This is a genomic window from Streptomyces sp. NPDC042259, from assembly GCF_055582085.1.
Map to the genome: position 1 here is coordinate 1 of NZ_JBVJDW010000014.1, position 24,115 is coordinate 24,115.

Here is a 24,115-nt window from a genome sequence, read left to right on the forward strand (position 1 = left end):
TGATGACCCGGCTGAACCTGCGCAACCGCTCCCACGCCGTGGCCTACGCGCTCCGCCAGGGCCTGATCTGACACCGCCTGGCCTGTCTACGCCATGCGGAAGCGGGCGTGCAGGCGCGGGTCGAGGGTCGCCCAGGAGAAACGCGCGGGGATTGCTTTCCAGCCCTTGTTGCTCCATAGGATTCCGAGGGGCAGCTTCTCCTTTTCCTCCTTGGCAACCTTTTTGGTCAAAGCGCTTTCAATAGTTGCGAGGCGCTGCGTCAGGGCGGCTTGCTCTTTTTCAGCTGATCCGTATCGGTCATATCTAGGAGTGTGCTCCTTCCGTCCGCCCGGGCCCCAGCGTGCGGACAGGTCGCCTTGACAGGGGTTGATCTTGCGACCTATTGTGGCGGTAATTCGGTTGAATTAGTCACTCGTTTGGGGGTTGTGAGGTGGCAATTCTTGCCCTCTCTGGGGTTCTGTCGCTGGGGCGGTGGTGGATATTCATAGGTGGCGCCGTCTGGATCCTGTTCGCGGTGGGTTTGGCGGTGGCTGACCTTTGCGCCTACCGGAGGCGGGTGACTACTACCGCTCGGTGCATCGCAGTGCACGAGGAGCCCAAGGGTATAGTCAGGCATACCCTTGAACGAATTCCGGTCGGCGGTGAGAAGGAATTGGTTGCGCTGCGCACCAAGGGGGTGAGTTGCGCGGTCGACGCGTCTTTGAAGATCTCGTATGACCCGAAGCATGCCCATGAGATATTCGTCGCTTCCCGTCATCCCCAGATCGCGCGATGGCAGAGTGAAGCCGTCGTAGCGGGGATCGGGGTTGCGCTAATCCTCTATGTCCTCATCAGGTGGGGGCTGTCCTGATCCGCGCAATCTGGGATTCTCTTGGATTCCTCGAGATCAGGTACATAAGCGTGTGAGCTGGTCGGCCGATGGAAGCGACCCGTTCGGGGCGGCGTCTCGATCGAATGAGTCTTCACTTGCGGATTGAGGCGCTTCCGGAAGGGCGGGCCTCGGCACAGGATCCGGAAAGTCCAACGCTTCGGAGTCCTCGCCGCCGTTATGGTTCCTGTCATCCAGTTGGCCACCGCCAGATGATCCACCGCCGCAAGGCATCCCACTCCACGGCTTCCCCGTGCAAGTCACGATTCACGGCGCTATCCCGTGGCATGTGCTTGACCAGCACCGAGAGCCGTCGCGTCGACAGCGACCCCCGGTGCCAGTCCAGCAAGTCCACGCCGTAATGCCGCAGCAGATCGGCTTCGAGAGCCTCGGCGTGTTCTTCTACGAACGCGTCGAGGCTCAGTCTTCCCCCAGGCCGAGCCCGGCCTCCTTGCCGTGGGCCTCCATGCGCTGGGCGCGGGCCGCGTTGACGTCGAATCCGGACATGTTGCTGCTCCTTGGGTGAAGAGAAGTGGAGAGAGGGGCTGCCGCCCCGCACCGGGGAAGGTGTGGGGCGGCAGCCCTGTTCAGGTGGCGCGAAAGGAGAGGCTCAACGAGGCCTTACTTGGCCGCGAACGCCTTGTCCTTCATCAGCCAGGTCGCCAGCGGGGCGCCGGCCTTCGAGGCCATCGCCGTGAAGGTGACACCCAGCTTGACCGCGCCCTTGCGGTTGAGGTCCATGTCATCGCTGACCGTGACCAGACCGCGCGGCACGACGAACCGGTAGCGGACGTCCGCGCCGTCGGTGAACTCCAGTTGTCGTAACGGGGCGCGGCGGCACGGGAGTTCTCCAGCCTGTCGATGGCCCGCTCGACGGTGTTGCGCTTCTTGTACCGCTCCTCGTCAAACCCCGGGGGCCGTCCGCCTTGCGATCCTTTGCGCAGGCGGGCGGTCTGGCTGTCAGTCGAGACGCTGTCGGGTTTCTTGCGGGGCCTGCCCAGTCCGAACCGGGGGACCCGCCGCTACAGGAGCCGGGACTCTGTAGCCCCGCACGCCTGCTGCAGCAAGCAGACCCAGCCGCTCGCTCCGCACGACCGGAGCAGGCTCGCCGACCTCGGCGAAGGGGCAGCCTTGGGCATGCAGGAGGTCTTTGTAGGCGAGAGAGAGCTCAAATGGCACCTTCCCCAAGCCCAACCCTTGAGCGCCGCACCGGTGCCGCTTGACGGCATAGCGACGTGAGGTGTCTGCGGGCTCCGGGGCTGCGGTACCCCGGTGCCTGCGGAGGTCTACCGGCGGATGTTGACCGTTACCCGGATGCCGCGGACGGCGCTTGCGGCGCCGCCCGCCAGGCCGATGGCGGACGCGGCGGAGGTGTGGCCGGTCAGGGCGAGCAGCACGACCGCGATCACGGACAGCAGTCCGGTCGCGGCGGTGAGCCATGTCAGGTGCCTGGGGGGTTCCGCGGGTTCTGGGGTACGTTCGGTGGGCGCCATACGCACTGTCTCCGTTCTGTTGGACCGTGCCCGGCGGCGCGTGGGAGGGGGACTCGCGGCATGCTTTGGACGGCTTCTGCGGGTCTCCCTCCGTTGGTTGCTCCGGAGGGCGGTTGCTCGCACCCTAAGGGGCGCTACCGGCGGGTGAGGGCTTGCGCCTTGCCCGACACGAACATGTGTTCTCTCCTGGTGCCAAAAGGGTGGTTCACCGGCCGGGGTCAGCGGCGGCCGGTGAACTCATACAGCTCGGCTGCCAGGCGGCGGTCGGGCCGGCTGACGATGCCGCAGCCGCTGGAGGCGAGGCGGTCGACCTCCGCTTCCAGGGACTTGGTGGGGGTCCCGGCGTTGGTGCCGTGCCGGCGGACGTACTGGGTGAAGACCGACAACAGGTTGAACAGGCCGTCGACCGGTGGCGCACCGGCCTCTGTCGGCTTTCGGTTCGCCTCGTTGAACCAGTGCTGGGCCTCGCGCAGTTCTCCCCGCCCGGCGTGGTGCAGGTGCAGGCAGTAGTCCGCAGCGCGCAGGCCGGCGCCGGCGGCGAGCTGCCACCAGAACTGCGCACTGTCACAGTGCCCGGTCAGGTGCAGCAGGCAGGCGAAGACCAGGGCGCCCTCGATGTCGAGGAAGTCCTCTGCTCGTCGGGGGCTGGGTGAGGACTGGCCGCGTGCCAGCCGGTCGACGTGGGCGGCGGCGTTGGGTTCGTTGAGGACCCAGCGGCAGACCACGCCGAGACGCTGGCGGGACAGGCGGGCCTGGGCGAGCTCGGGGGCGCGGCGGGGGCGGGCGGATTCGGCTGCCAGGCGGCGCAGTCCGGCGGCCGGGTCGAAGGCGTGGGATGCGGTCGTCGGCACGGCGACGTCGGTCATGAGGTCGTCGATGCTGGCGGCGGGGGTCACTTCTCGGTCCTCTCTTTGCCAGAAGGTGAGCGTGGGGGTGTGTTGGGGAGGCCCAGTTGCACGCGCAGGCGTTCTTTGGCGTTGCGGCCGTGGTAGTCCACGACGCTTTCGCTCAGGCCCATGAACCAGGCGATCCGGGTGGTGGGGTAGCCCAGGACGTGGCGCAGGACGATGACGTCGAACTGTTTGGGGGGCAGGTCCGCTATCGCGGTGAACAGGCCGCGGCTGCTTTCCATGATCTTGAACTGGTCCTGGCTGGCCCGCAGGGCCCGGGCGACGGCCCCGTCCGCGATGAAGGACGGGCGGCGGTCCTCGGCCTTGAGCTGCAACCCGATCGCCTGCCGCAGGATCGCCCAGGCGGCCTTCTCGAAATTCCCCTCCCCCAAGAGGGCCTGCCAGGCGTCCTGGATCTCGGAGAACACCTGGTGCACGAGCTCTATGGCGCTGCGCGCGTCGCCGAGCTGGGCTTCGGCGTAGTCGAGGTAGAGCTTGATGTGCCCGATGTAGAAGGCCTGGAAGTCCAGCGGGAGCTGCGCCAGGGCGTCCACCGGACGGCTGGGGCCGGCGAAGGCGTCAGACAGGGCGTCGTAGAAATCGTCGTCACCTGTCATACGGGTGCTCCGCTGCACAGCCCGGCCGGAGTGTCGCTGGGGGCTGCCGGCAGCGCCGCCGCGCACCCGGGCCGCTTCGTGCGGTCCGTGTCGAACGTGGTCATCCGTTCTCGTCATCCATTCACTCAAGGCGGCCAGTCCAACTGGCGCGTGGGGAAAGCGGGTTACTTCCCCGGCTCCCACTTAAGTGATTTCTGCGGCCTGTCGCTCAACCGCCTCTGGGGGAAATTCCGGCGGCTCGCAGGGCCCCCGGGTGATCGTTGAATCGGCACAGACCTGACAGGTCTACACCACCCGCCCCACCTGCATACATATGCCCCCGCCCGCCTACAGGCTCCCGAAGCCCGAACAGCTGAGTGACGCACATCACATTCGGGTGAGCGGGTGGCGTAACGTTCCGTCAAAACACCTGCCCACCGGGGCGAAGGCCGGGGCGGCGAGAGGAATGCCGCGGAGCGCGACCTGCGGCCGAGTTCGGCGCCAAGCGCACCCACCCTCAAACCGTCCCCGGGCCGGCTCCCCTTCGCGACCGCTGGGCACACCCGAGTCGAAGGCTGCCTCGAGCTCGGCCTCGGTCAGGGCGCCGGTGCGCAGGCGGCGGTAATCCACCGGTGCGTGGGCGGCGACGATCCGGGCCGCGACGTCGTTATGTGTCAGGCCGGAGTGGGTCAGGGCGGTGTGCCGGGCCGCGGCCGCGGCGAGCAGGGAACCGCCCGCGCCGGGTGCGGCCGCGATCAGGGTGAGACGGCCGGGAGAGAGGGTACCCAGGGCGTGATCGAGCGCGGGCAGGCATAAGGAATCCGGGTCTCACACGCGCGGCGCAGCGGTGTTCGGGGTGTGGGGGGTGTCAAGAGTTCGTCCAGCGCGGCCCCGAGGCCCTGCAGACGGCGTGGACCCGACACCGGCGCAGCGTCGGGAGACGGGACCGGGGCTCCCCCGCTCCCCCGGCAAGGGCGCCCCGGACGGAGGCGGAACCCGCCGCGTCCCCGGCCGGGTCGGCGGTCTCGGAGACATCGGGACCAGCAGCGCCCGGAACCGCAACAGCATCGCCAGCGGCAGCGGTGGTGGTGTCAGGCACGGGGCACGGCCACGTGGCCCTGCCCACCGGGCCCGGCCGGCTCCACGACAGCGTCACTACCGGCGACCGGGACAGTGGCAGACGTGCCTGCGGCGACCTGTTCGGGGCGGTGCCGTCTTCGGCGGCCCCAGAGGAGGGTCAAGCCGACCGAAAAGCCAGCGACGTGGAGCACTCGCATAGCTCAATCGTCACGCCGTTCCGTTACTCCAGCAGGTCAGCGCTCGCGACTGCTGGCACCGCTCTCGCCTCGCAGCCAGCCGAACCACTTAGCGTCAGACAGAGTCCAAGCCGAATAGCGCAGTTCGGAACACCAACTCTTCCCCAGTCAATTAGTTGTGAACCGGTGGGTGGCTCGTTGATGCTCCACGGCCCTGGTCGGCGGAATATCTGGCCGAGCCGCTGTGCAGGTGACGGGCGCGCACTAGCGTGCGTGGAATGAAGCCCCTGAGCAGCAGCGGAACGGAGCTCGCGAGGTCGACGGTGGCGCTCGTTCCCGCCATCCGGCCGGGTGGCGTCGTCCCCGGGGCGGAGAAAGTGACGAAGCTCAGGCAGCAGCTGATCGCGCATGCCGAGCGGCTTCTGCCGCTGGCGAAGAGCTGGAATGACGAGCGCCGCCGGACGCCCGGCGGTGGAAGTCCGCAGCTGGCGGGCTATGGGCTGTTGTATGTCCGCCATGCGATCGACTATGGCGCCCCGGACGCCGCGAAGGACCTGTGGACGGCATTGGTGTGGTGCCAGGAACTCGCCCGCGCGGTCCGCTCGATGCTGGACGTCCTGATGGCCGGCCCCGACGAGGACAGGCACTGATGACTCGGGGCGGTTGCCCGTCCGGGCGTCATGGTGGGGCCTGGGCCTGGGCCTGGTCCTCGGCCGTCTCAGTGGAAGTTCCGACGTCTTCACACGTCAGCTGGGTTTCTTTTCGGCCTCCTTCTCCTCGCGGTCCCTTCCGGGCCCGCTCCGTCGCCGAACGGACTCCGAAGGTAAGCACCACCTACGGATACTTGGAGGGCGGGTCCGCTCAGCACCCCGGCGTCGGCGTCACCTTCCCCGACGGCGCCCGCGCCTTCGCCCCGTTTGTCCACACCGCCCGAGCCGTACCGGACCGCGGACAGCGGACGTTCCACCTGCAATCCGAATTCTGAGCCACCCCCGGCGGACGCCGCCCCGCCCCCGCCCCGCATTCAGCCGATCTCCCCGAACCCGTCGCCTTCGCTCCGGCCCTGGTCCTACTGTGGGAGGCCGCTGAAATCCGAGCGTGTGGGGAGGGCCTCGTGGCCAGTTGGGATCGGCAGTCGGGTGACGGCGAGGTCGGAGGCCCCTACTCAAGCCCGGGCGACCCCGGCAACCCCATGCCCGAGGAGGAGCCGCTGCCGGAGGAGGATGACGATTAACCGCTCGGCGAGGGAGGCGGCGTGCCGTGGTGGATGCTGAGGCCCTGCGGGCGCGGTGCGTGCGGGACCTGGAAGCAAGTCCGCGCGACTATTTCGGTGGCCTGTCCTGGCTCCGTGACGCCTTCGCCTCTGTGCCGCGGGAGCGTTTCGTGCCAGACCGCATCTGGTGGCCCCGCCCGGATGCGAACGGCCAGTACGCCCTCATCGACCGCGTCAAGACCCCGAAGCGGTGGCTGAAGGCCGTCTACCTGCTGAGAACCCCGCTCATCACCCAGATCGACGACGGCGCGGTCCCTCCAAACGGCCCGGCAAGCGGGACCTTCACCTCCAGCATCTCCTGCATCACCGTCGTGATCGAGATGCTGCGCCACCTCGCCCCCGCCCGCGGGGACAGGGTGCTGGAGATCGGGACGGGCACCGGCTACAGCACCGCCCTCGTGACCCGACGCACCGGCCCGGGTACCGTGACCAGTCTCGAGATCGACCGGACGATCGCGGACCAGGCCAGGCAGCGGCTCCACGCCATGGGCGTCCGCGCGCGGGTGCTGACCGCGGACGGAGAACAGGGCGATCCCACAGGCGCCCCCTTCGACCGCATCGTGTGCACCGCCTCGGTCCGCCGCATCCCGCCCGCCTGGCTGCGGCAACTGCGCCCCGGTGGTGTCCTCGTGACGCCCCTGGACAGCCCCGCCGGTCACGACATCACTGTCCGCATGACCGGCACCGGCCCAGGCGCCGCCGCGGGGCGCCCCGTCGCCACCGTGGAGTTCATGCGGCTGCGGGGTCAGCGCACTGCCCGCCCCCACACCGCCCTCGGCTGGCCCGCCGACATCGACGCCCAGCGGTGGCGCGACTACGAGGTACACGCCGATCAGCACGGACAGCGCATCTTCTTGAGGGGTGATCGCCCGTGAGGGCTGATGTTGAGGGCGCCGCCACGGCACCATGCGCGCACGGGTCACGCGCTCGTTGAGCCCAGGGGTAGCGGGAAACAGGCCTGCCCGGTGTCGAAGACCCGCGACCTCCGGGCGGCTACAACCAGACCGTGATCAATCTCAGCGTCAACCACGGCCGGTTGATCCCCGGCGCCGGAATCCGGATGACCGACATCACTCCGACCGAAGAGTGGGAGCTGCTGCCCGCCTCCGTCCGCGAACAGGTCGACGCGTACGTCCTGCGGGACGCCCTCTTCCAGGCGGTCCGGACCGTCTGGAAGAGGGCCGCGGTGTCGGCCTGGAGCTGATGGACGCCCAGCTCGTCGTCAACGACCGGTACCTCCACCACGGCGACGCCGTCGCCCGCACGCCGGACAGCCCTCTCGCCCCGGAGTCACTGGCCGCCTCGGCCTCGGACGGCCCCGGCCGCGTCGTGCCCATCGAGGCCGTCTGGGACGGTGACACCGTGCACGACTGGTTCGTGAACCTGCTGGCCGTCACCGCCGAACCCCCGGGCGGCCGGGCGCTGGCCACCATGTACTGGGGCGCGGCCGAGCGCTACCTCGGCGACGAGGGCCCCGGGCCACTCCACTCGTCGGCGGCCGTGGCAGACAGGGCCGGCCGGGCCCTGGCCGCCCGCCTCTCGGTCCCGTTCTACTTCGCGAGCCCGCACACCCCGGACGACGAGGCCCCGCTGGCGTCCGTGACACCGCCTCGGGCGGGGGGGGGCCGGAACACTCGGTCAGTTGAAGTTGGGCCAGTCCCAAGGCGTCCAGCCCGACCCGAGGGCGAGGCGCGTCCTGCTGACGACGGGGCCGTTGCTGTTGTTGAGGTAGATGGTCGTCCGGAAGTCACCCCCCACCCGCTGATCCTCCACCTTGACAGCGTTCGAGGCGCGGGCGGAACCGAAGGGATCGGGCTTGCCCAAGGACACCCATCCGGTCCACTGATTGCTGACGGTCCAGCGCGTCCACACCGCATAGTCGAGGCCGACCAGGAACTGTTCCTTCTGGCCGTTCGGAAGCGCGTGGTTCGTTACGCCGTAATCACATATGTACTTGCCGCCGCCCCCCGCGGTGCAGGTGTCGGCTGCCTGAGCCGGCGTGACGGCCACGGCCAGTCCTGCGATGGCGGTGATGGCGACAACCGTAGCCTTGAACTTCTTCAACCTGAGCACCTTGTTCTCTCCATGTGATCCATGCGACTCGGACCTTCAGGCCCGGCCATGACACACCGTCACCCTACTGGCCAAATCGGGCAATCGCGCTCACGTTCCGCCGTCGGCGCCCTCACCGCCGCCGCCGGCCTCCCAGCGCAGCAGGTCCGTCGGTGGGCAGCCGATGAACCTCGCCCTTGTGGCCGTAGTCTCCGGCTCGGAGGACCACAGCATCACGAGGTTCCGGGCCCGAGCGGCCTGCACGGCTCATCGACCGTCGCCGCGACATTCCCGTGGCCGCTCGGGCGGCTGTCCGGGGAGGCCGGCCGTCCTGCGTTCCCGCGCTCCTGCGCCGGGCGGGGTTGCGCTACGCGGCCCGGCCCTGCGCCCCCTCCTCCCAGGCGACCGTCCAGGCGCCGCTGAACCGGCGATACTCGACCCGGCTCACCCGCTCCCCCGACTCCTCCAGCGCCTCGCGTATCGCCAGTGCGGTGTCCCTGCCGTCCAGCTCGACCGTGTCGATCAGGCGCTCACCGTCGTAGAACGCGTACATCCAGTTGCGACCAAAATCCGCTCGTCCGTACATTTCCGCTCTCCTTCACGTTGGATGACACCGGCCGAGGACGGCCAGCGCATCGATCGTGAACCGGAACAGCCCAAGAGTGTTACTGCCGCTGAGACGGTGCGGTGGGCCGCGGCGGCAACCGCCGCTCGAGGGGCAAAAGCCCCTGCCGGGCGAGTTGGGCGGGTACTCGACGGATTCCGCCCGCAGAAGACCTGAGGCAGTGGCCGAGGCTGTGACCGAGGTGTCTCACAGGGCGATTGGCCGGTACGCCAGCGCCTGCTGGACGACCTCGTCCGCCGAGAGTGCCTGCCCCGGCGGCCAGAAAATCAGGTCACCGACGAAGCCGGTGGGGCAGCCCAGTGCCCGGTCGAGGAGGTCCAGCCACGCGTCGGCCTCCTCGTCGCAGGCGTAGTCCGCGTCCATGATCCGCTGCACGAGGGCCACCGCCTCCCCGCGGCTCAGCTCGCCTGACACGCCGTCTCACCGCCGAGGGTCCGCCGGGCCTCGGCCCACAGCCGCTCGAACTCCGCCCGGGGAATCTCCATGGCGTGCGGCTGGTCCTGCCAGCCGTCCGGCAGCCCCTCGGCCAGCACCCCGTACTGCCGCTCGTAGCGGCCCATGGCCAGCATGTCGCCGCACAGGCGCGCCAGCTCGTCCAAGGAGGCCGCCGTCACCGGCCGGGAGTCCGCGGCCCGGATGTCGACCTGCCGCACCGCCCAGCCACCGTCATCGGCCTCGTAGTGCACCCAGACATCATCCTCGGCGTCGTACGTGCGGAACCAAATCATGGCGCCATCCTCGCCGATGGCCGGGTGCCCGCGGCGCCAGGGCCTGGTGGACGTCATGGCTGCTGGGGGGCGGTGAGCTGGTCTGCGCCGCAGACGGTACAGGGCTCCGCGCCGGGCTGGGCCAAGGCCGCGAGGGCCTGGTCGGTGGTGAGTTCGGCCGGCCCGGGGCGGCGGAACACGCGGCGTGGAGGATCACGGCGCGGCGCGGGCGCGGCGCACGGCCGGCGCGTGCCCGGTGGCGGGGACGAGGTCGGTCCACGTCATGGGCTAGGGCTTCTCGTGCGGGGTTGTACGGGCGGCCGCGCGATGGCACTGGGCTGGGCGCTCCCAGGTGTGGTCGCTCAGCCGGTGCTCGGGTGGGACGGAGACGAAGCCGAAGCGCCCGTACAGCTTCTCCAGTTGGACCAGGTCGGCACCGAATTCGTCAGTCGGCGTGCAGGCTACGACCAGCCTGCGGGCGTCGGCCGCCTCGCACAGCCGGGCCAGGACGCGTGTCGCGTGCCCCTGCTCCCGGTGACCGATGGAGACCCGAAGGAGCCGCAGCTCCAGCACCCTGTCGTCGGCGGCGAGCACCAGCCCCAGCAGGGCGCCCGGCGGCATCGACCGCTTCAGCTCCGTGGTCAGCGCGCCGGTCCACCCGTCGGCCGGCGCGTTGTCTTCGGCGTAGTGCTCGTCAACGAGGTGCTGCAGCGACACGAGGTCGCCCGGGCCGTGCACCGGGCGGGCGTACAGCGCGGAAAGGCCGGGGTCGGCGCCGTTGGCGACGGCCATCTCGGCGTACGAGCCGTAGACCTCGACACCGTCGGGCAGTTCGGGGCGGGGCAGCTTGCCGGTGTCCATCATCTCCAGGACCTCGTCGTTGCCGTCGGCGCCGGCCAGCAGCCGGCCCGCGCGCAGCAGCGGCCGGGCAGCCGTGCTGGAGTGGCAGCCGAACCGTCCGCCGGGACCGCCAGTGCGGTTGCCGGGCGCGGAGTGCACGTATACCTCGGGCGGGAACTGGCCGACGGGTGCGTCGCGGCGCCAGGGACAGACCTTCTCCCCGCTGCACGGGCGCGGCTGGGCGGCCACGCCCTGGTAGATCCGTGTCTGGACGCCCCACTCCTCGTCTCCGGGGCGCTGCCGTACGACGCGGGCGGGGCAGGGCCCGGGGGCCTCGGGGACCAGCGCCGCAAGGTCGGCCGGGAGATCCACGCCAAGGGCGCTCGCCTTGGCGAGCTGCTGCACGATCTCCTCCAGCGGAATGCCGGCGGCCTCGCCGAGCTCGGCTAGGCGGGCGCGTACCTGCTGGTCGCGCTCGGAGCCGGTGCTGTGCGGGCCCGGCCGCTCCTGCGGCGGGATGTCTCTGGTCATCTTCTCCCCCTTGTGCTCAGGCCGTCTGAGAAAAGTTGTTGCGGACGCAGGTTGCCCGCGCACACCCCTCGCTCACTCGTCATGTCCCCTACAGCTCCTGATTGCGGGTAACCGCCTCGTCTTCCCGGCTCTTTGAATGTGGGGGCGGGGTGGGGGTCCGCAAGGTCGTCCCATCCGTTCCTCGCCGGTGCGCTCCTTCGTCGCTCAACCGGCTCCGGTACTCGCTCCTCTCCAGCCCACTCTCGCTCCCACAACACAAACCGCCGGGGCCACCGTCACGGGGCTCGACCCGCCGTGGATCCTCGCCGAAACCAAGCGCGAGCAAGGCCGAGAAGCGATCGACGGTGTCGGTTTCTATCGCTGGCTGTTGAAGCAGAAGGTCCTCGTCCGCGAGGGCAAGCAGCCCCTACCGAGCGGCGCCGCCGTCTGGAAGCCCTTGCCGGCTGGTCCAGCGCGGGATGACACGTAGGTGAACGAGGCGAGGTCGTCGGGACACCTGCGGTCTGCCTCGCATACGAGGACGCCTCCGTTCATGCAGCGGCGGAGGCGTTTCTCCACATATATCCCTCAACGCAGCGAGAATCAGATGATGGCGCGGGCCAGAGTGAGGAGCCCGCATCCGTACGCCTTTCCGCGTCCGATGCCGTCGGTGAGGGTCCGGCGGAGGGCATCGGGGTCGGTGACGTCGAGGAGTCCGTCGTAGGTGGCGGTGCGCAGGTGGACGTCACGGCGGGTGCCCGTGTCGGCGGCACGGGGGAAACGGAGCGCGCGGGTGGCACTGACGGTGACGCGGGGGCCGCCGGCAGGGTCGTGTTCGTCGGTGGGGATGGTGAATCCGGCGGCGGCGGACCGGTCGAGGAGCCACTGAATCTGATCGGCTGACGCCGTCAGGGCGGTGCGTATGCCGCGGCGGCCCGGACGGGAGACGGCGCGCGTGGGGTTGGCGGTGAGGCGGAAGCGCAGCCGCATACCGGCGTGGAGGTGGTTGAGGAGGGGGGTGTAGGGGCGGGTGTCCCAGCCGGGGGTGTCGGGGGTGGCCAGGCGGGGCCAGCCGGCTTGTTCGACGAGGTGGGTGAGGTCGGGCGGGGTGGGGCTGAGGATGAGGAGGGTCGCCTGGTGGTCCTTCTCCTCTTCGAGTCGCCACAGGACGCGGTGCCCGGTGGCCTGTCCGCCGGAGGGCGGGGGGAAGGCGGCTGCGACGGCGGCGTGGAGGCGCTGCGGTGAGGCGGTGAGGCGGCGGGCGCGGGCGGGGTTGAGGGGGCAGCGGGTGAGGTGGGTCATCTCAGGTCGTCCAGTCGTCCAGGGCGTCGAAGAAGTCCGGGCCGTCCGGGCTGGCGGGCCCGGCGGCGGGGAGGGTGAGGGTGGCGAAGGCGCGGGCGGTGTGGCGGCGGTGGCCGGGGGTGAAGTCGGCGGGGTGATCTTGGTGAAGGCGGGCAGCCGGGTTGGTGGGGCGGGTTTCGTGATGAATTGTCATGCGGTGACGGGGGCGGGCCTGCTGGAACCAGGGCGCGGCCTGCCAGGGCAGGCTCCTGAGGACCTCGACGGGGTCAGTGGCGTCGGGGTGGACGCTGTGGAGGGGGTGGCGGGCCGGGGGGCAGGAGCGGCGGCCGAGGGAGAGCGGGTGGGCGGGGTTGCGCAGGGCCTGCTGGAGGCGGTCGATGAGGGGGTCGGGTCCGGCGAGCGCGGCGGTGAAGGCGGCGTCGGCGAGGTAGAAGCGGTTGGACAGCGGCATGGGGCGGCCGTCGCGGGTGTGGGTGGTGTGGAAGTCGCGTAGCCGGGTGCCGGGCTGGTCGGTGCGTACGGCGTAGGTGAGGGCGGCGAGTTCGGCCAGGCCCGCTTTGTCGGTGCGGTCCAGGCCGGCGGCGCAGCCGAGGAGTCCGATCACGGCGGACTTGGTGGGGTGGGGCTGGGTGTCGCGGTGGGTGTGCTGGGCGGTGGTGCCCCAGGACTGCAGGGGGCCGGCGAGGGCGAGGACGAGGACGCTCACGCGGGCTCCCGGACGGTGCTCGTGCGGCGGGCGAGTTCGGTGGCGGCGGTGTCGGCGAGGGCGGTGAGGGTGGGCAGGCGTTCGGCGGTGGCGTTCAGGGGTTCGGTGGCCTGCGGCTGGGTGGTGAGGAGCCAGGAGCGGGCGTCCGGGTCGCCGTAGGCGGTCTCGGTGGCGGTGATGTGCTCGGCCAGGCAGGCGGCGGCCTCGGGCAGGTGCCCGCCTTCGGTGGTCACGACCGGGGTCTCGAACGCGCCGGCGTGGTTGAAGGGCGTGCCGGTGACGGTGGCGATCAGGACGGTGGGCCGGGTGGTGTGGGCGTGGGAGGTGATTTTCCCCGACGGTACGGCTTCGGCGAAGGCGTGGACGAACGCGGCTGTCACCTGCTGCAGCGTCATGGCGTCGGCGTAGTCGGTGAGGTTGGCGGCGAGGTCGGGGCCGGTGAGGACGGCGTGCCGGTAGAGGGTGGGGGCGACGAACTCGCCGCGGCCGATCATGCCGGCGCCGCTGTCGGAGGTGAAGTCGTCGACGGCGGTGAAGAAGTCGGTCTCCACAGTGGTGCGGTGGACTGCGAGGGCGTGGGCGACCTGGACGGCCGCGTCGACGCTGAGGTCCGGTTCGGCGGCGACCATGCGGCCGAACAGGGCGATGTCGACCGCGTCCTTCGACATCGCGGCCTGCTTGAGGGCGGTGATGTTGGCCTTGGTCTTCAGGTAGGCGGTGATGTCGCTGGCGCCCTCGGCGGCGAGGTGGGCGAGACGGTCGACCTGCCGGCGGCCCAGGAAGAGGATCTCTCGGGTGGCGGGGGCGGCCGTGTCCGGGCGCCGGGCTGCGGTGTCCGGGCTGGCGCCGGTCGCGGCGATGAGGACCTTCTCCGCAACGGCGGCCGCCTCCTTCTCGCCGAGGCCGGGGCGCAGCGTGCGCAGGGCGGCGGCGAGCAGGCTGATGCCGTGGCGGGTCCGTACGGCCAGGTCCTGGGCGGGGACGAGGTCGGCGGTGGTGAAGTGGGTGCGCATGGCGCGCTTCCAGGACTGCGAGGAGACCCGGGCCCTGGGTACGCCGCCGTAGAGGGCGGTCTTCGGGGTTCCGAGGTCGTCGCGGTTGATGTTGCTGGGGGGCAGGGTCTGCAGGGCGTGCAGGACGAGGTGGACGCTCATGGTGGAGGGTGCCTTTCGCTTCGGTGGGGCGGTTCAGGATCGGGTGGTGGGGGCGCGGTGGGCGCGGTTCTTGGCCCGGGCGTAGGCGGTCGCCCACTGCTGGGTGGTGCGGTGGGGGCCGTCGGGCTGCTGCCAGGTGTAGAGGTCGGCGGCGAGCAGGGAGAAGTCGAGCCGGGCGGCGTCGCGCAGGAGCGGACGCAGGCGGGGCAGGAGCTCGTCGAGGGTGTGGCAGCGCAGGACGCGGGCGAGGTCGTCCTCGGCGGCCGGACGGTCTTGCACGATGCGGGCAACGACGTGCCCGAGGACCGTGACGCGCTGGGCGGTCGAGCGGACATGGGGGATGTCGGTGCGGGCCCACAGCTGGGCGGCGGCGGTCACCGCGGTCGCGGCCGCGATGTAGTCCTCCTCGCTCAGGCCCGGGCCGGTACGGCCGTGGAGGTCCTCCAGCCGCAGCGAGAGCCACAGGCCGGGATCGCCAGGCGGGTCGTTGCGGCTGAGCCGGGCCTTCTCCTCCCGGTCGATGCCCCGGGCCAGGCGGGCCTGCAAGCCGGTCAGCAGCTGGTCGGTGACGTCGCGGACCGTCGCGGCGGTCCGGATCGAGTTCTGCGGGACGGGCGTGGTCATACGGGCAGGTCCTCTGCGGTGGTGGTGGCGGGGGCGTTGCTTTCCAGGGTGCCGAGCGCGGCGACGTAGATCCGGGCGGCGGACAAGGCCCGGCTGCCGCTGCCCTTCGCCCTGGCGACCTGCCGGGCGGCGCGCGCCAGGCATTCCCACCACCGGTCCGCCTCGGCGTCGGGGTCGTCGGTGAACTCCGTCCAGCCAGCGGTGAGGTGGGGGGCCAGGGACAGGTCCGCGCGGGACTGGACCGTCTTCGCCAGCAGGCCCAGGGTGTCGGCGGCGGTGTGCGTGATCTCCCTCTGCACCTGCCAGGGCAGCCGGGCGGCCTCCACCAGCCGGGCGCGCCGGCCGGGGCCGGCCAGCACGCCGGCCGGGCCGAGGGGGGCCTGGAGGTGGATGATCCCGGACAGGGCGGCGCGGTGGCCGGTGGTGTGCTCGGCCCGCAGCACGGCCGCCTCCACGCGCATCTGAGGCGGCAGGGTGCCGCGCTCGGCAGCCGCGGTGACGTGGTCGAGGACCGCGCAGCCCCCGGCGTCCGCGCGGGAGTCGTCGAGGAGGGTGGCCGGCGCCCACGGCAGCAGGTGCCCGGCCCCGTCGCAGACCGCGAGCCGCGTCCCGCGTCCGGTGAGAGCGGCTCCCGGGTCGAAGCGGGCCGCGCACTGGTCGGGGCTGTCGGGCCGGTCGCCGTCGTGGAGCGCGATCCCGCCCACCCTGCCAGCATCGTCGGCGAACAGGCGCACCCGGCGGGTGGGCCAGGTCCACCAGTCCAGCGGCCCGGCCGGCTCCCGCTTCCGCATGGCCGCGGCGGGGGACTCTCGCTCCCACACCGGGCAGTCGCCCGCCGCCCGGGAGCCGGGCGGGCAGTTCAGGAGCAGCTCGTCCTTCAGGCAGGCGCCGGTGATCCGCAGGTGGGTCATCGTGCTGAGCGGGCCGGGCTTGGAGCCGTACACCTTCCCGGCCCGGGTGGCCGGGTCCGCCGGGTGCCCGGTGCGGATGCCGCCCGGGTGCCAGGCCTGGAGCATCACCAGGCCCACCGCCGCGTCGGCCGCCTCCAGCGGTCCGGGCTCCGCCAGCAGGTGCGAAGCGAACTGCGGGGCGCCCGAGCTCCAGGCCGCCACGTCCAAACCCCGCACGTCCTGGGCCGCCTCGGTGACGTGGGCGGACTGCCAGAACGGATGGTGGTCGCTGAGCAGGTCGAAGCGGTCGGCGTGGGCGTCGAGGTAGGCGCCGATCCGGTCAGTGTCCAGGGTGGGCGCGCGCCAGGCGGCGTCCCACTGCTCCTGGTCGGCGGGCCGGTCCGCGGCGGCATACAGGGCGAGCAGCAGGCGCAGGAGCGCGGCGTGCTCCGGGCCCGGGGCGGCCAGCTGCACCTCTTGCGCCCGTTCCAGCGCCTCGAACAGGGATGCCCGCGTGGGTCCTTCGTCGGTCACGACCGGCAGCCACGGCTGTGTGAGCAGGTCGAATTCCGCCACAGCCCCTCCTTCGTCGGCGCCCGAAAGGGCGCGGTGAGGATCCGTCGTCACGCACACTGACAGCCCACTGAAAAAATGGCAAGTTAGCTGACTTGCCATTTTATTTGTGCTACTTCTGGTCTCGTGAAAGCCCTGTCCCCGACCGCCGGAGGCCCGTTCCTGATGCGCCGCTTCCGCTACCGGCCAGCGCCCGGGCCGCTGTGCGTGACGACGGGAACGCTGCTGTGCGGGGGGCGGCGATACCATCGACCGGTCCGCCGCCACCCCCACGAGTCAGGGCCCATGACCACCCGCGAGACCCTCTCCGAGCTCATCGACCGCCTTGTCGCCGACAAGGGCCTGGAATGGGTCGAACGGGAGATCGGCTACAGCCGGGAGCTGATCGAGGAGCATCTCGCCACCGTCGCCCGGGCCCGCGCGCTCAAGGCGCCGCGCGAAGGCGCCGCCCAGCACCCCGACGAGGTCACCAGCGACCCGCTGCCCCTGACCGACCTCGCCCTCCACCTGCGCGTACGCGACGACACCCTCTACCGGGCCCTGCACCGAGATCCCAGCGCGCCCCGCCCGGCCCCCGGCACCGACAACAAGCGCTGGCACTATGTGGAGGTCCACGCCTGGTGGCCCCGTCGCCGGCGCCCCGGGCAGCGCGGGCCCGCCCGCCGCACCGCCGACCCGGCCGCGGACCGCCCCTCCCCGGAGCAGGCGTGAACGGCACCCGCGCCGCCGAGCGCGCCGCCGCGCCGTCCGTCCCGGCCGACATCCCCGGCACGCCCCCCGGCGCGGTGTCCGGCTGGCGGCTGGTGGTCACCGCCATCTCCGCGCGGGCCCGCGCCGTCCGGGACCTCGACGGCCTGTGGCTCACCCCCGGCGCCCGGGCCGCGCTCCCCGGCGGCGCGCTCGTCCTGGCCGTCGATGTCCATGACGCTCCCCGGCGCTGGACGATCACCGCCCTGCGTGTCACCCCGGGCGGACTGGAGGAAGCCGGGCGGTGGCAGCGGCGCAGCCCGCTCGGCCCCCGGGAGATCACCGCCCTGCGCACCCTCCTCACCCGCGATGCCGCCGGCCACACGGTGCGCGTCCTCGCCGAGCCGAATCCGGCTCCCGCCGTCTGCCGGTCCTGCGGCCAGGCCCTGTCCGCCGGCCAGGGCCTCGCGCACCGCACCCCGTCCGGTCGCGTCACCACCTGCCGCCCGTGCCCCGTCCCCCCGTCCGGCGTCAACCCGGACCCGGGCCGCTGCGCGGACTGCTCGGGCTGGGTCACCGCCGGCGAAGGCCTCCTCGCCCCGGCCCCGGACGTGCCCGGCCGCTACCGGCCCGTCCACCGCGCCTGCCCCGACCAGCCGCTGCCCGGGCCGCCGCTGCGTGGCGCCACCTGGTGCGTCCAGTGCCGCACCACCATCCGCGCCGGCACCGGCTACTGGGACCGCGGCCCCCGCCACACCCCGGGCCACTGCGCGCTCCCGGCCGACGGCCTGCCCCGCTGGAGAGTCCGCGTCCCCGCCCGCGAGAGCACCGACTGGGCCCCGGGCCAGGTGCGCAGGATCCGCCACACCCCCGCCGAGGGCGAGCCCATGCTGCCCGAGGGCCTGCCCGGCGGGCGCATCCTCGCCGACACCGGCCACATGACCCTCCTCGCCCACGTCCTGGACACCCGCACCACCCGGACCGGCTCCACCCTCGCGCTGGTGCGGGCCGCGACCTGGAGGGAGGCCGCCCCGCTGCTGGCCGCCGAGCTCGACCAGGCGCTCGCCACCCGGCCCGACGGCGGGACCTTCCTCGCCCGCCAGGTCGTCGAACGCATCTGCGGGGACCGCGGCTGGGTCGCCGAGATCACCGGCCACGACCCCCGCCACGGTCTGACCCGCGAGTTCCTGCGCCCGCAGACCGACTACGACCAGGCCGACGCCCACGGGCACCGCGGCGTCCTGGACGCCTGGACCCTGCGGCCCCGCCGCGTCTACGAGGTCTCCAGCCCCCTGGGGCCCCCGGCGAAGGACTGGCGCGCGGTGCGCGCCCGCCTGGGCCGGCGGGCCCGCGTCACCGCCGAGCACCGCGCGTTCGTCCGGGTCACCGCCGACGGCGACATCGTCGAGATCACCGAAGAGGAGGTACAGGCATGGCTCGCCGCGGCCTTGGAATGGATGTCCTGACCGCCGCCCGTCAGCGCATCGCCCGCCTCTTCACCGACTTCCCGTGCGTGTACGTGTCGTTCTCCGGCGGCAAGGACTCCGGGGTCCTCCTGGAGCTGGCCGCGAACGAGGCCCGCCGGCGCGGCCGCCGCCTCGGTGTCCTGATCGTCGACCTGGAGGCGCAGTACCAGCTCACGGAGGACTACATCCGCCTCATGCTGAAGCGGCACGAGGATGTCCTGGACGTCTACTGGGTCGCCCTCCCGATCAACCTCCGCAACGCCGTCAGCAGCTTCGAGCCGCAGTGGACGTGCTGGGAGCCGGGCAAGGAGGACGCCTGGGTCCGCCCCCGTCCCGCCGAGGCCATCGGCGAGATGGACTACTTCGACTTCTACGAGTACGGCATGGAGTTCGAGGACTTCGTGCCGAAATTCGGGGACTGGTACTCGAGGCAGCACGGCGGGAAAATGACCGCCTGCCTCGTCGGGATCCGCACCCAGGAGTCCCTCAACCGCTACCGGACCATCGCCAGCCGCCGCAAACAGCGCCACGACGACCTGCCGTGGACCACGATGATCAGCGCCCGGGTCTTCAACGGCTACCCCATCTACGACTGGCGCGTCGAGGACATCTGGGCCTTCAACGGCCGCCACCACGTCCCCTACAACGCGGTCTACGACCGCATGCACCAGGCCGGCCTCACCCTGCACCAGATGAGGCTGTGCCAGCCCTACGGCGACGACCAGAAACGCGGCCTGTGGCTGTACCAGCTGATCGAGCCCCACACCTGGGGCATGGTCGCCGCCCGCGTCCAGGGCGCCGAGTTCGGTGCCCGCACCGCCCGCGAGATCGGCAACGTCAGCGGCCGGATCAAGGTCACCAAGCCGGACTCCATCACGTGGGAGCAGTTCACCCAGAACCTGCTGGCCTCCATGCCGCCGGAGACCGCCGAGCACTTCCGCATCAAGATCGCCGTCTTCATCCGCTGGCACCAGAAGAACAACGGCTACACCGACGGCGTCATCCCCGACGAAGGGCCCTTCGACAAGAAGACCCCCTCCTGGAAACGGATCGTCAAGATGCTGCTGTCCTACGACTACTGGTGCAAAGAGTTCGCCATGGCCCCGCCGAAGAACAAGAACTCCTACGCGGAGTACAGGAAACGGATGCAGATCAGGAAGGAAGAGTGGGGATTGCGTGGCACCGTCTGACCGCCCCGAGACCACACCCCACGCCACAACCACACCCCGCAAGGAAGACGCCGTGAACGAGCAGACCGCGCTCGAGATCCCCCTGCCGGACCACGCGGCGGCGAGCCCGGCGCCCGGCAAGAGGCCCGCCCGTCGTACGCCGCCCCCGCCCGAGCACGGCACCGGCGCACAGATCATCGACGCCGCCCGGCCCCTGATCGACGCGCTCGCCGGCCTCCCCCTCGACGAGCGCGTGAGCACCCTCAACGCCCTACGCGTCCTGCTGCACGAGCAGAGCCCGTTCGCCGGCGAGCCCGTGGACCTGGTCCTGTGGGAGAAGGCCGACACCATCGAGGGCAACTCCTACAACCCCAACGCGGTCGCCCCGAGGCAGATGGACCTCCTCAAGCACTCCATCACCGCGGACGGCTTCACCCAGCCGATCGTGGCCTGGCGCCCCGGTGACGCCGGCACCGCCGACGAGCCTGCTGCACCGGATGGTGAGACGGCCGCGCCGATCGAAGTCGTCGACGGCTTCCACCGCCACCTCATCGGCAAGCACGACCCCATGGTGGCCGAGCGCGTACACGGCTTCCTGCCGATCACCATCATCAACACCGACCGCGAGGCCCTGGAAGACCGCCAGGCCGCCACCATCCGCCACAACGCCGCCCGCGGCGTGCACACCATCGAAGGCCTGTCCGAGATGGTCCTCCAACTCATGCGCGAGCGGAAGAACTTCGCCTGGTTCGAGAAGAACCTCGGCATGCAGCCCGACGAGGTCACCCGCCTCGCCCAAGTCAGCGGTCTGGCCGCCGCCTTCGCCGACGCGGAGTTCTCCGAAGCCTGGGAAGCCGACGACCCCTTCGCCACGCCCGACGCGGACCAGAGCGGCACTAGCCTCGGAGAGCAGCCATGAGCAAGGACGCCGACTGGCGCCCGGTCCCCGGCGCCAGCGTCCCGGACGGCTGGGCACGCCTCACCGTCCCGCGGGTACCCGACGGCATGCGGCACACCTCCTGGCGGCGCACCCTCCACGCCGTCCACCCCGGCCAGACCGGCGTGGAGGCCCTGCCCGGCCACTGGCTCCACCCCGGCGACGACATCGCCCTGCCCGCCGGCACCCTGCTGATCACCGCCGACAAGACCGCCACCGGAACCGCCGTCAACGCCCACACCCGCCGCCGCTACACCACCGAGGACGCGCACCTCACCTTCGCCCTCCTCACCCCCGACGGCACCCTCACCCCTCTGTGGACCCGGCACTACACCCGCGCCGCCTCCGCCTTCGGCCGGCAGGCCACCACCAAGGCCACCACCCTGCTCACCGCGCATCCCGCCCCCGGCGCGCCGCCCGTCATCCTCGCCGAAGCCCAGCGGCCCAACCGCTACACCGCGCCCTGCCGCCACGCCTGCGGCGCGGACATCGCCCCCGGCGACGGTCACCTGATCGGGTCCGGACGGGACGCCGAGGCCGAGCACTGGCCCGACTGCTCCCGCCCCGCCTCCACGCCCGTGCCACAGCCCCGCAGGACGTGCGACAACTGCCAGGGCCCCGGCCGCGGACACGAAGCCACCGACTCCAGCGGCATCCCCGGCCGCGTCTGCGCCCGATGCGCCCGAAAGCCCTCCTACCTGCTCTCCTTCGCCTGACCCTGCCCCGCCCGACGACCGGAGGAAGCTGTGCCCACCCAGCCCGACCCCCTTCTCCTGACCAACCAGGACCCCGGCTTCTACCCCACCCTCGGCCCGTACCTCGCCCGCCACGACGTCCACAAGGTTCTCGGCGGCGTGCCCTGGGACGAGGACACCAAGACCTGGATCGTCCTCAAGGCCTCCGACGGTGAACTCCGCGGCTTCTGCGCCGTCAACCAGAGCGCCAACCGATCCCGCCGCACCATGCTCGAAAGCCTCTACACCCTCCCTGGCCACGACGACGCGGCGGACGAGCTGATCCGGGCTGCCGTCGAGCACTTCGGCCACGACCGGGACCTGCACGCCGTCGTTCGCCACTCCATCGCGCCCCACCACGAGGCAGCCGGCTTTCACACCGTCAAGACGACCGTCAACATGGCCATCCTGGTCCGACGCGCCGACATCCGTACCTGACCGGGCCCAACATGGCATCGGAGCGAGACGTCCAGCCAGGCCTGCCTCCGGCTCGTGGGGGAAGAGCGCCTCGCCGCACGTGAGGCCGGATGCGCGCGGTTGGTCCCGCTTGGCGCGGTACACGTGCAAACGCTGTACGACGGCAAAGATGTGTGTATCCCGATACTGGACGTTGAGGGCAACGAGTGTGCGCCGGAAGCATTCGTGAGAGATCCCTCTTCGACAGCAGCGCCTAATGCCCGGTCGCGCCCCTCCTCATCCAGTCGTACGGTTAAGCGGGTGTTCACGAGTGACCGTGACCTGGTGCGGTACAGGGCGCGTGGAGATTGCTTCACGTTTTCAGGAAGATCGTTTCCCGTCCTGCGGCAGATCTCTGGCGGACAAGGTGAGGCGGCGGCGCACGAGGTCGACCTCGATGATCCGTACGGTGATCTCGTCGCCCTCGATCACGACCTGGCCGGGGCGCTCGACGGCCTCGTCACAGAACTCGGTGTTGTGCACGAGGCCTTCGACTCCGTCGGCGATGCGGACGAAGGCTCCGAACGGAATCAGCTTGGTGACCTGCCCGATCGTGACAATGCCCGCCTGGTCCGCGAAGGGAACGAGCGGGTCCTCTTGGAGAGCCTTCAGCGACAGCTGGACCTGTCCACGCCGGGTGTCTACATCGATGATCTCGCCGACGACCCTCTGGCCAGCCGTGACCGCGTCTGCGGGATGGTCGATCCGCCGCCAGCTCAGTTCGGGGCCCCTGATGAATCCGGTGCACTGATTGGCCGGTTCGCCGTCGAGGTTCACGAACACACCGAAGTTGTGGACGCTCTGCACCTGGCCTTGCTGTTTAGTGCCACGCCGAAGGGCCAGAAGGAAGGCTCGCAGAGCCGGGTCCTCACACGCTGACGGGGGTCCGGTCATGGCCAGGACCCTAGTCAGCGGGGCCGTCGGTGTCTGCCTCCGGAGGCAGTCTTCAGCAGTCGTAGCGATGTGTGTACGGCATCTCCGGGCAGGTGAGGCAGACGAAGAGGTACACGCCGCCAAGATCGCCCATGTCCATGCCGTGACCGACCCCGTCAGATTCTTGATCGTCACGTGGGAACCACCGGCCGTCGACCGGTTCCATGGCGGTAATACTCAGCAGGTGGTCCATGCGTCGGCCGCAGCGGCAGTCCGGCCACTGGGGGCCCTGCACCCATGACGGGTAGCCGCCGGCCTTGCTCTGGAGGGTGGTGGCCGTTTCGTAGTACGAAAAGCCGGTTTCCGCCTCGATTCCCTCGAACCGCCGAATCAGCTTGTGTGCCAGGTCTCCTGGAAGGTCGGCATTCGGGTACTCCACCGCCCGCGTCGGAGCCACCGTGCAGGGCCGAGGCATGAATTCCTCTTCGTACTCGTACGGTTGCGGCTGCTCCGACAACGCCCCGCCTGCCGCAGCGGTCTGCTCACTGCGCCAGTACAGCTTCGGCAGGACGGTTTCCCCGTGGTCATCGTGGATCAGGGGGCACCACAGGACCTGCAGGACGTCCGTGCCTGCTGGGAACGGCAGCTCAGGCACATCCCGTGCATAGAGCTGCACGACCGGCACCAGCGCCACCGGCTCGGGGCCGACGACCTCGGTGGGAGTCCGCAGGGGCTTCCAGTGGCCCGGCTCGGCACACAGCGGCCACGGTTCACCAGCCGGCCACAGCAAGGGGCCACCGATGGAACTGTCACGGACCCCTGGTTCGCCGCTACGCGGGAACAGCAGGGTTGTTTCCCGTGCGAGACCGGCGAGCTCGGGTATCAGCGCTTCCACGTCGAATGGTGGCGGGGAGATGAGGCGTGACATGGTGCATTCCTTCAAGGAAATCAAGGCCGTATGTCACCGGCGGTTGGAATCGGTCCATTCGCTACGGTTCCACATGACGGGCATGGCCCCGACTGGTTCGAACCGGATGTTCAGATCGTTGCTGTGGACCAGGCAGATCAAGCGGCGCTGGAACACGGCCGCCCGCCGAGCCTGGTCGGCGATGATGTCGAGGACGATCTGGGCAGCCTTGGGGCAGGCGACTGCGAATCGGTCGTAGTCGGCGAAGGACAGGACGATTCCAGTGCCTTCGGGCTCTTCGTCGTAGGGGCCGAAGCAGGCGACGTCGACGAGGCAGTCGTTGAGTGCGTCCAGGTTGTGGCCATGGTAGTCGGGGGAAGTGGAGCGCGGAGGCGGCGGCGTGGTGCAGATCCTGTTCCGTCGACCAAGGGCCAGCCGCAAGGCGGACAACCCGGAAGCCGCGGTCTTCGAGCCTCAGCGTTGCCTCTGTGAGAAGGCGCCGGCGCCAGAAGAGGGTGACGAAGGTG

At 70.8% G+C, this 24,115-nt stretch carries 30 protein-coding genes and 2 pseudogenes; 12 read left to right on the forward strand and 20 right to left on the reverse strand.

Features of this window, described 5'->3' with window-relative positions; translation table 11 throughout:
• Nucleotides 1-71 (forward strand): annotated as a pseudogene (locus tag ACZ6MA_RS29265) (DNA-binding response regulator); the annotation flags it as partial.
• A 15-nt stretch (nucleotides 72-86) separates the two neighbouring features.
• On the opposite strand, the gene ACZ6MA_RS29270 reads toward ACZ6MA_RS29265, so the two are convergent.
• On the reverse strand, nucleotides 87-230 hold the full coding sequence (locus tag ACZ6MA_RS29270) for a hypothetical protein (RefSeq protein ID WP_469437376.1): 144 nt from the start codon (nucleotides 228-230) through the stop codon (nucleotides 87-89).
• Nucleotides 231-1,229: 999 nt separating this feature from the next.
• Between ACZ6MA_RS29270 and ACZ6MA_RS29275 the strand changes: the two genes are divergently transcribed.
• Nucleotides 1,230-1,394 carry a hypothetical protein gene (locus tag ACZ6MA_RS29275; protein ID WP_469437378.1) on the forward strand — a complete coding sequence of 55 codons (165 nt, stop codon included), beginning with the start codon at nucleotides 1,230-1,232 and terminating at the stop codon, nucleotides 1,392-1,394.
• Nucleotides 1,395-1,489: 95 nt separating this feature from the next.
• Here ACZ6MA_RS29275 and ACZ6MA_RS29280 read toward each other — a convergent pair whose 3' ends face one another.
• The 5 genes from ACZ6MA_RS29280 to ACZ6MA_RS29300 form a co-directional block, all read right to left on the reverse strand.
• Nucleotides 1,490-1,684 (reverse strand): phage tail tube protein, encoded by a 195-nt coding sequence (locus ACZ6MA_RS29280; protein ID WP_469437602.1) that lies wholly within the window; start codon nucleotides 1,682-1,684, stop codon nucleotides 1,490-1,492.
• Nucleotides 1,685-2,154: 470 nt separating this feature from the next.
• Nucleotides 2,155-2,361 (reverse strand): hypothetical protein, encoded by a 207-nt coding sequence (locus ACZ6MA_RS29285; protein ID WP_469437380.1) that lies wholly within the window; start codon nucleotides 2,359-2,361, stop codon nucleotides 2,155-2,157.
• Between the two features lie 218 nt (nucleotides 2,362-2,579).
• The gene (locus ACZ6MA_RS29290; RefSeq protein ID WP_469437381.1) at nucleotides 2,580-3,257 is read right to left on the reverse strand and encodes a hypothetical protein; all 678 of its coding nucleotides are present in this window, start codon (nucleotides 3,255-3,257) and stop codon (nucleotides 2,580-2,582) included.
• Nucleotides 3,254-3,868, reverse strand: a complete 615-nt coding sequence (locus tag ACZ6MA_RS29295; protein WP_469437383.1) for a sigma-70 family RNA polymerase sigma factor — start codon at nucleotides 3,866-3,868, stop codon at nucleotides 3,254-3,256. The genes ACZ6MA_RS29290 and ACZ6MA_RS29295 overlap by 4 nt, the downstream gene beginning before the upstream one ends.
• A 366-nt stretch (nucleotides 3,869-4,234) precedes the next feature.
• A complete protein-coding gene (locus ACZ6MA_RS29300) occupies nucleotides 4,235-4,657 on the reverse strand; it encodes a DnaB-like helicase C-terminal domain-containing protein (RefSeq protein WP_469437603.1) in 423 nt (140 codons plus the stop codon).
• Between the two features lie 724 nt (nucleotides 4,658-5,381).
• Between ACZ6MA_RS29300 and ACZ6MA_RS29305 the strand changes: the two genes are divergently transcribed.
• The 3 genes from ACZ6MA_RS29305 (at nucleotide 5,382) to ACZ6MA_RS29315 (ending at nucleotide 7,580) form a co-directional block, all read left to right on the forward strand.
• Complete coding sequence (locus tag ACZ6MA_RS29305) at nucleotides 5,382-5,753, forward strand: hypothetical protein (protein ID WP_469437385.1); 372 nt, start codon at nucleotides 5,382-5,384, stop codon at nucleotides 5,751-5,753.
• Nucleotides 5,754-6,363: 610 nt separating this feature from the next.
• On the forward strand, nucleotides 6,364-7,251 hold the full coding sequence (locus tag ACZ6MA_RS29310) for a methyltransferase domain-containing protein (protein ID WP_469437387.1): 888 nt from the start codon (nucleotides 6,364-6,366) through the stop codon (nucleotides 7,249-7,251).
• 131 nt (nucleotides 7,252-7,382) lie between these two features.
• Entirely contained in the window at nucleotides 7,383-7,580 is a 198-nt protein-coding gene (locus ACZ6MA_RS29315) for a hypothetical protein (protein WP_469437389.1), read from the forward strand.
• Between the two features lie 434 nt (nucleotides 7,581-8,014).
• Here the strand turns inward: ACZ6MA_RS29315 and ACZ6MA_RS29320 are convergent, their stop codons facing one another.
• The 11 genes from ACZ6MA_RS29320 to casA all read right to left on the reverse strand — a co-directional run bounded on the left by ACZ6MA_RS29320 (nucleotide 8,015) and on the right by casA (nucleotide 16,362).
• Nucleotides 8,015-8,440 carry a hypothetical protein gene (locus ACZ6MA_RS29320; RefSeq protein ID WP_469437391.1) on the reverse strand — a complete coding sequence of 142 codons (426 nt, stop codon included), beginning with the start codon at nucleotides 8,438-8,440 and terminating at the stop codon, nucleotides 8,015-8,017.
• A gap of 355 nt (nucleotides 8,441-8,795) precedes the next feature.
• Nucleotides 8,796-9,014 carry a hypothetical protein gene (locus tag ACZ6MA_RS29325; RefSeq protein ID WP_469437392.1) on the reverse strand — a complete coding sequence of 73 codons (219 nt, stop codon included), beginning with the start codon at nucleotides 9,012-9,014 and terminating at the stop codon, nucleotides 8,796-8,798.
• Nucleotides 9,015-9,239: 225 nt separating this feature from the next.
• Nucleotides 9,240-9,416: an e9imm peptide gene (locus ACZ6MA_RS29330; protein ID WP_469437605.1), complete on the reverse strand. Its 177-nt coding sequence runs from the start codon at nucleotides 9,414-9,416 to the stop codon at nucleotides 9,240-9,242.
• A gap of 35 nt (nucleotides 9,417-9,451) precedes the next feature.
• A complete protein-coding gene (locus ACZ6MA_RS29335; RefSeq protein WP_469437393.1) occupies nucleotides 9,452-9,781 on the reverse strand; it encodes a hypothetical protein in 330 nt (109 codons plus the stop codon).
• A 53-nt stretch (nucleotides 9,782-9,834) separates the two neighbouring features.
• Complete coding sequence (locus ACZ6MA_RS29340) at nucleotides 9,835-9,960, reverse strand: DUF6233 domain-containing protein (protein ID WP_469437395.1); 126 nt, start codon at nucleotides 9,958-9,960, stop codon at nucleotides 9,835-9,837.
• An 88-nt stretch (nucleotides 9,961-10,048) separates the two neighbouring features.
• The gene (locus tag ACZ6MA_RS29345) at nucleotides 10,049-11,131 is read right to left on the reverse strand and encodes a DUF6283 family protein (protein ID WP_469437397.1); all 1,083 of its coding nucleotides are present in this window, start codon (nucleotides 11,129-11,131) and stop codon (nucleotides 10,049-10,051) included.
• Between the two features lie 582 nt (nucleotides 11,132-11,713).
• Nucleotides 11,714-12,412, reverse strand: coding sequence for a type I-E CRISPR-associated protein Cas6/Cse3/CasE (gene cas6e / locus ACZ6MA_RS29350; RefSeq protein WP_469437399.1), 699 nt, complete (start codon nucleotides 12,410-12,412; stop codon nucleotides 11,714-11,716).
• A 1-nt stretch (nucleotide 12,413) separates the two neighbouring features.
• Nucleotides 12,414-13,118, reverse strand: a complete 705-nt coding sequence (gene cas5e / locus ACZ6MA_RS29355; protein WP_469437401.1) for a type I-E CRISPR-associated protein Cas5/CasD — start codon at nucleotides 13,116-13,118, stop codon at nucleotides 12,414-12,416.
• Nucleotides 13,115-14,272 (reverse strand): type I-E CRISPR-associated protein Cas7/Cse4/CasC, encoded by a 1,158-nt coding sequence (gene cas7e, locus ACZ6MA_RS29360; protein ID WP_469437403.1) that lies wholly within the window; start codon nucleotides 14,270-14,272, stop codon nucleotides 13,115-13,117. Before cas7e ends, cas5e begins: the two co-directional genes overlap by 4 nt.
• Before the next feature lie 33 nt (nucleotides 14,273-14,305).
• Nucleotides 14,306-14,896 (reverse strand): type I-E CRISPR-associated protein Cse2/CasB, encoded by a 591-nt coding sequence (locus ACZ6MA_RS29365; protein WP_469437405.1) that lies wholly within the window; start codon nucleotides 14,894-14,896, stop codon nucleotides 14,306-14,308.
• Nucleotides 14,893-16,362, reverse strand: a complete 1,470-nt coding sequence (gene casA / locus ACZ6MA_RS29370; RefSeq protein WP_469437406.1) for a type I-E CRISPR-associated protein Cse1/CasA — start codon at nucleotides 16,360-16,362, stop codon at nucleotides 14,893-14,895. Before casA ends, ACZ6MA_RS29365 begins: the two co-directional genes overlap by 4 nt.
• Nucleotides 16,363-16,644: 282 nt before the next feature.
• Between casA and ACZ6MA_RS29375 the strand changes: the two genes are divergently transcribed.
• The 7 genes and pseudogenes from ACZ6MA_RS29375 to ACZ6MA_RS29405 form a co-directional block, all read left to right on the forward strand.
• On the forward strand, nucleotides 16,645-17,070 hold the full coding sequence (locus ACZ6MA_RS29375) for a hypothetical protein (RefSeq protein ID WP_469437408.1): 426 nt from the start codon (nucleotides 16,645-16,647) through the stop codon (nucleotides 17,068-17,070).
• A complete protein-coding gene (locus tag ACZ6MA_RS29380; RefSeq protein ID WP_469437409.1) occupies nucleotides 17,067-18,512 on the forward strand; it encodes a hypothetical protein in 1,446 nt (481 codons plus the stop codon). Before ACZ6MA_RS29375 ends, ACZ6MA_RS29380 begins: the two co-directional genes overlap by 4 nt.
• Nucleotides 18,479-19,702: a DUF3440 domain-containing protein gene (locus ACZ6MA_RS29385; RefSeq protein ID WP_469437411.1), complete on the forward strand. Its 1,224-nt coding sequence runs from the start codon at nucleotides 18,479-18,481 to the stop codon at nucleotides 19,700-19,702. Before ACZ6MA_RS29380 ends, ACZ6MA_RS29385 begins: the two co-directional genes overlap by 34 nt.
• A 52-nt stretch (nucleotides 19,703-19,754) precedes the next feature.
• Nucleotides 19,755-20,600, forward strand: a complete 846-nt coding sequence (locus ACZ6MA_RS29390) for a ParB N-terminal domain-containing protein (protein WP_469437413.1) — start codon at nucleotides 19,755-19,757, stop codon at nucleotides 20,598-20,600.
• Nucleotides 20,597-21,334, forward strand: a complete 738-nt coding sequence (locus ACZ6MA_RS29395; protein WP_469437414.1) for a hypothetical protein — start codon at nucleotides 20,597-20,599, stop codon at nucleotides 21,332-21,334. Before ACZ6MA_RS29390 ends, ACZ6MA_RS29395 begins: the two co-directional genes overlap by 4 nt.
• Before the next feature lie 30 nt (nucleotides 21,335-21,364).
• Nucleotides 21,365-21,790: a hypothetical protein gene (locus ACZ6MA_RS29400; RefSeq protein WP_469437416.1), complete on the forward strand. Its 426-nt coding sequence runs from the start codon at nucleotides 21,365-21,367 to the stop codon at nucleotides 21,788-21,790.
• 51 nt (nucleotides 21,791-21,841) lie between these two features.
• Nucleotides 21,842-21,976 (forward strand): annotated as a pseudogene (locus ACZ6MA_RS29405) (VOC family protein); the annotation flags it as partial.
• Between the two features lie 153 nt (nucleotides 21,977-22,129).
• Here the strand turns inward: ACZ6MA_RS29405 and ACZ6MA_RS29410 are convergent.
• The 3 genes from ACZ6MA_RS29410 to ACZ6MA_RS29420 are packed head-to-tail and all read right to left on the reverse strand — an operon-like array spanning nucleotide 22,130 to nucleotide 24,029.
• On the reverse strand, nucleotides 22,130-22,702 hold the full coding sequence (locus tag ACZ6MA_RS29410; protein WP_469437418.1) for a S1 RNA-binding domain-containing protein: 573 nt from the start codon (nucleotides 22,700-22,702) through the stop codon (nucleotides 22,130-22,132).
• 52 nt (nucleotides 22,703-22,754) lie between these two features.
• Nucleotides 22,755-23,609, reverse strand: coding sequence for a hypothetical protein (locus tag ACZ6MA_RS29415; RefSeq protein WP_469437420.1), 855 nt, complete (start codon nucleotides 23,607-23,609; stop codon nucleotides 22,755-22,757).
• 33 nt (nucleotides 23,610-23,642) lie between these two features.
• Complete coding sequence (locus ACZ6MA_RS29420; RefSeq protein ID WP_469437421.1) at nucleotides 23,643-24,029, reverse strand: barstar family protein; 387 nt, start codon at nucleotides 24,027-24,029, stop codon at nucleotides 23,643-23,645.
• Nucleotides 24,030-24,115: the final 86 nt, after the last annotated feature.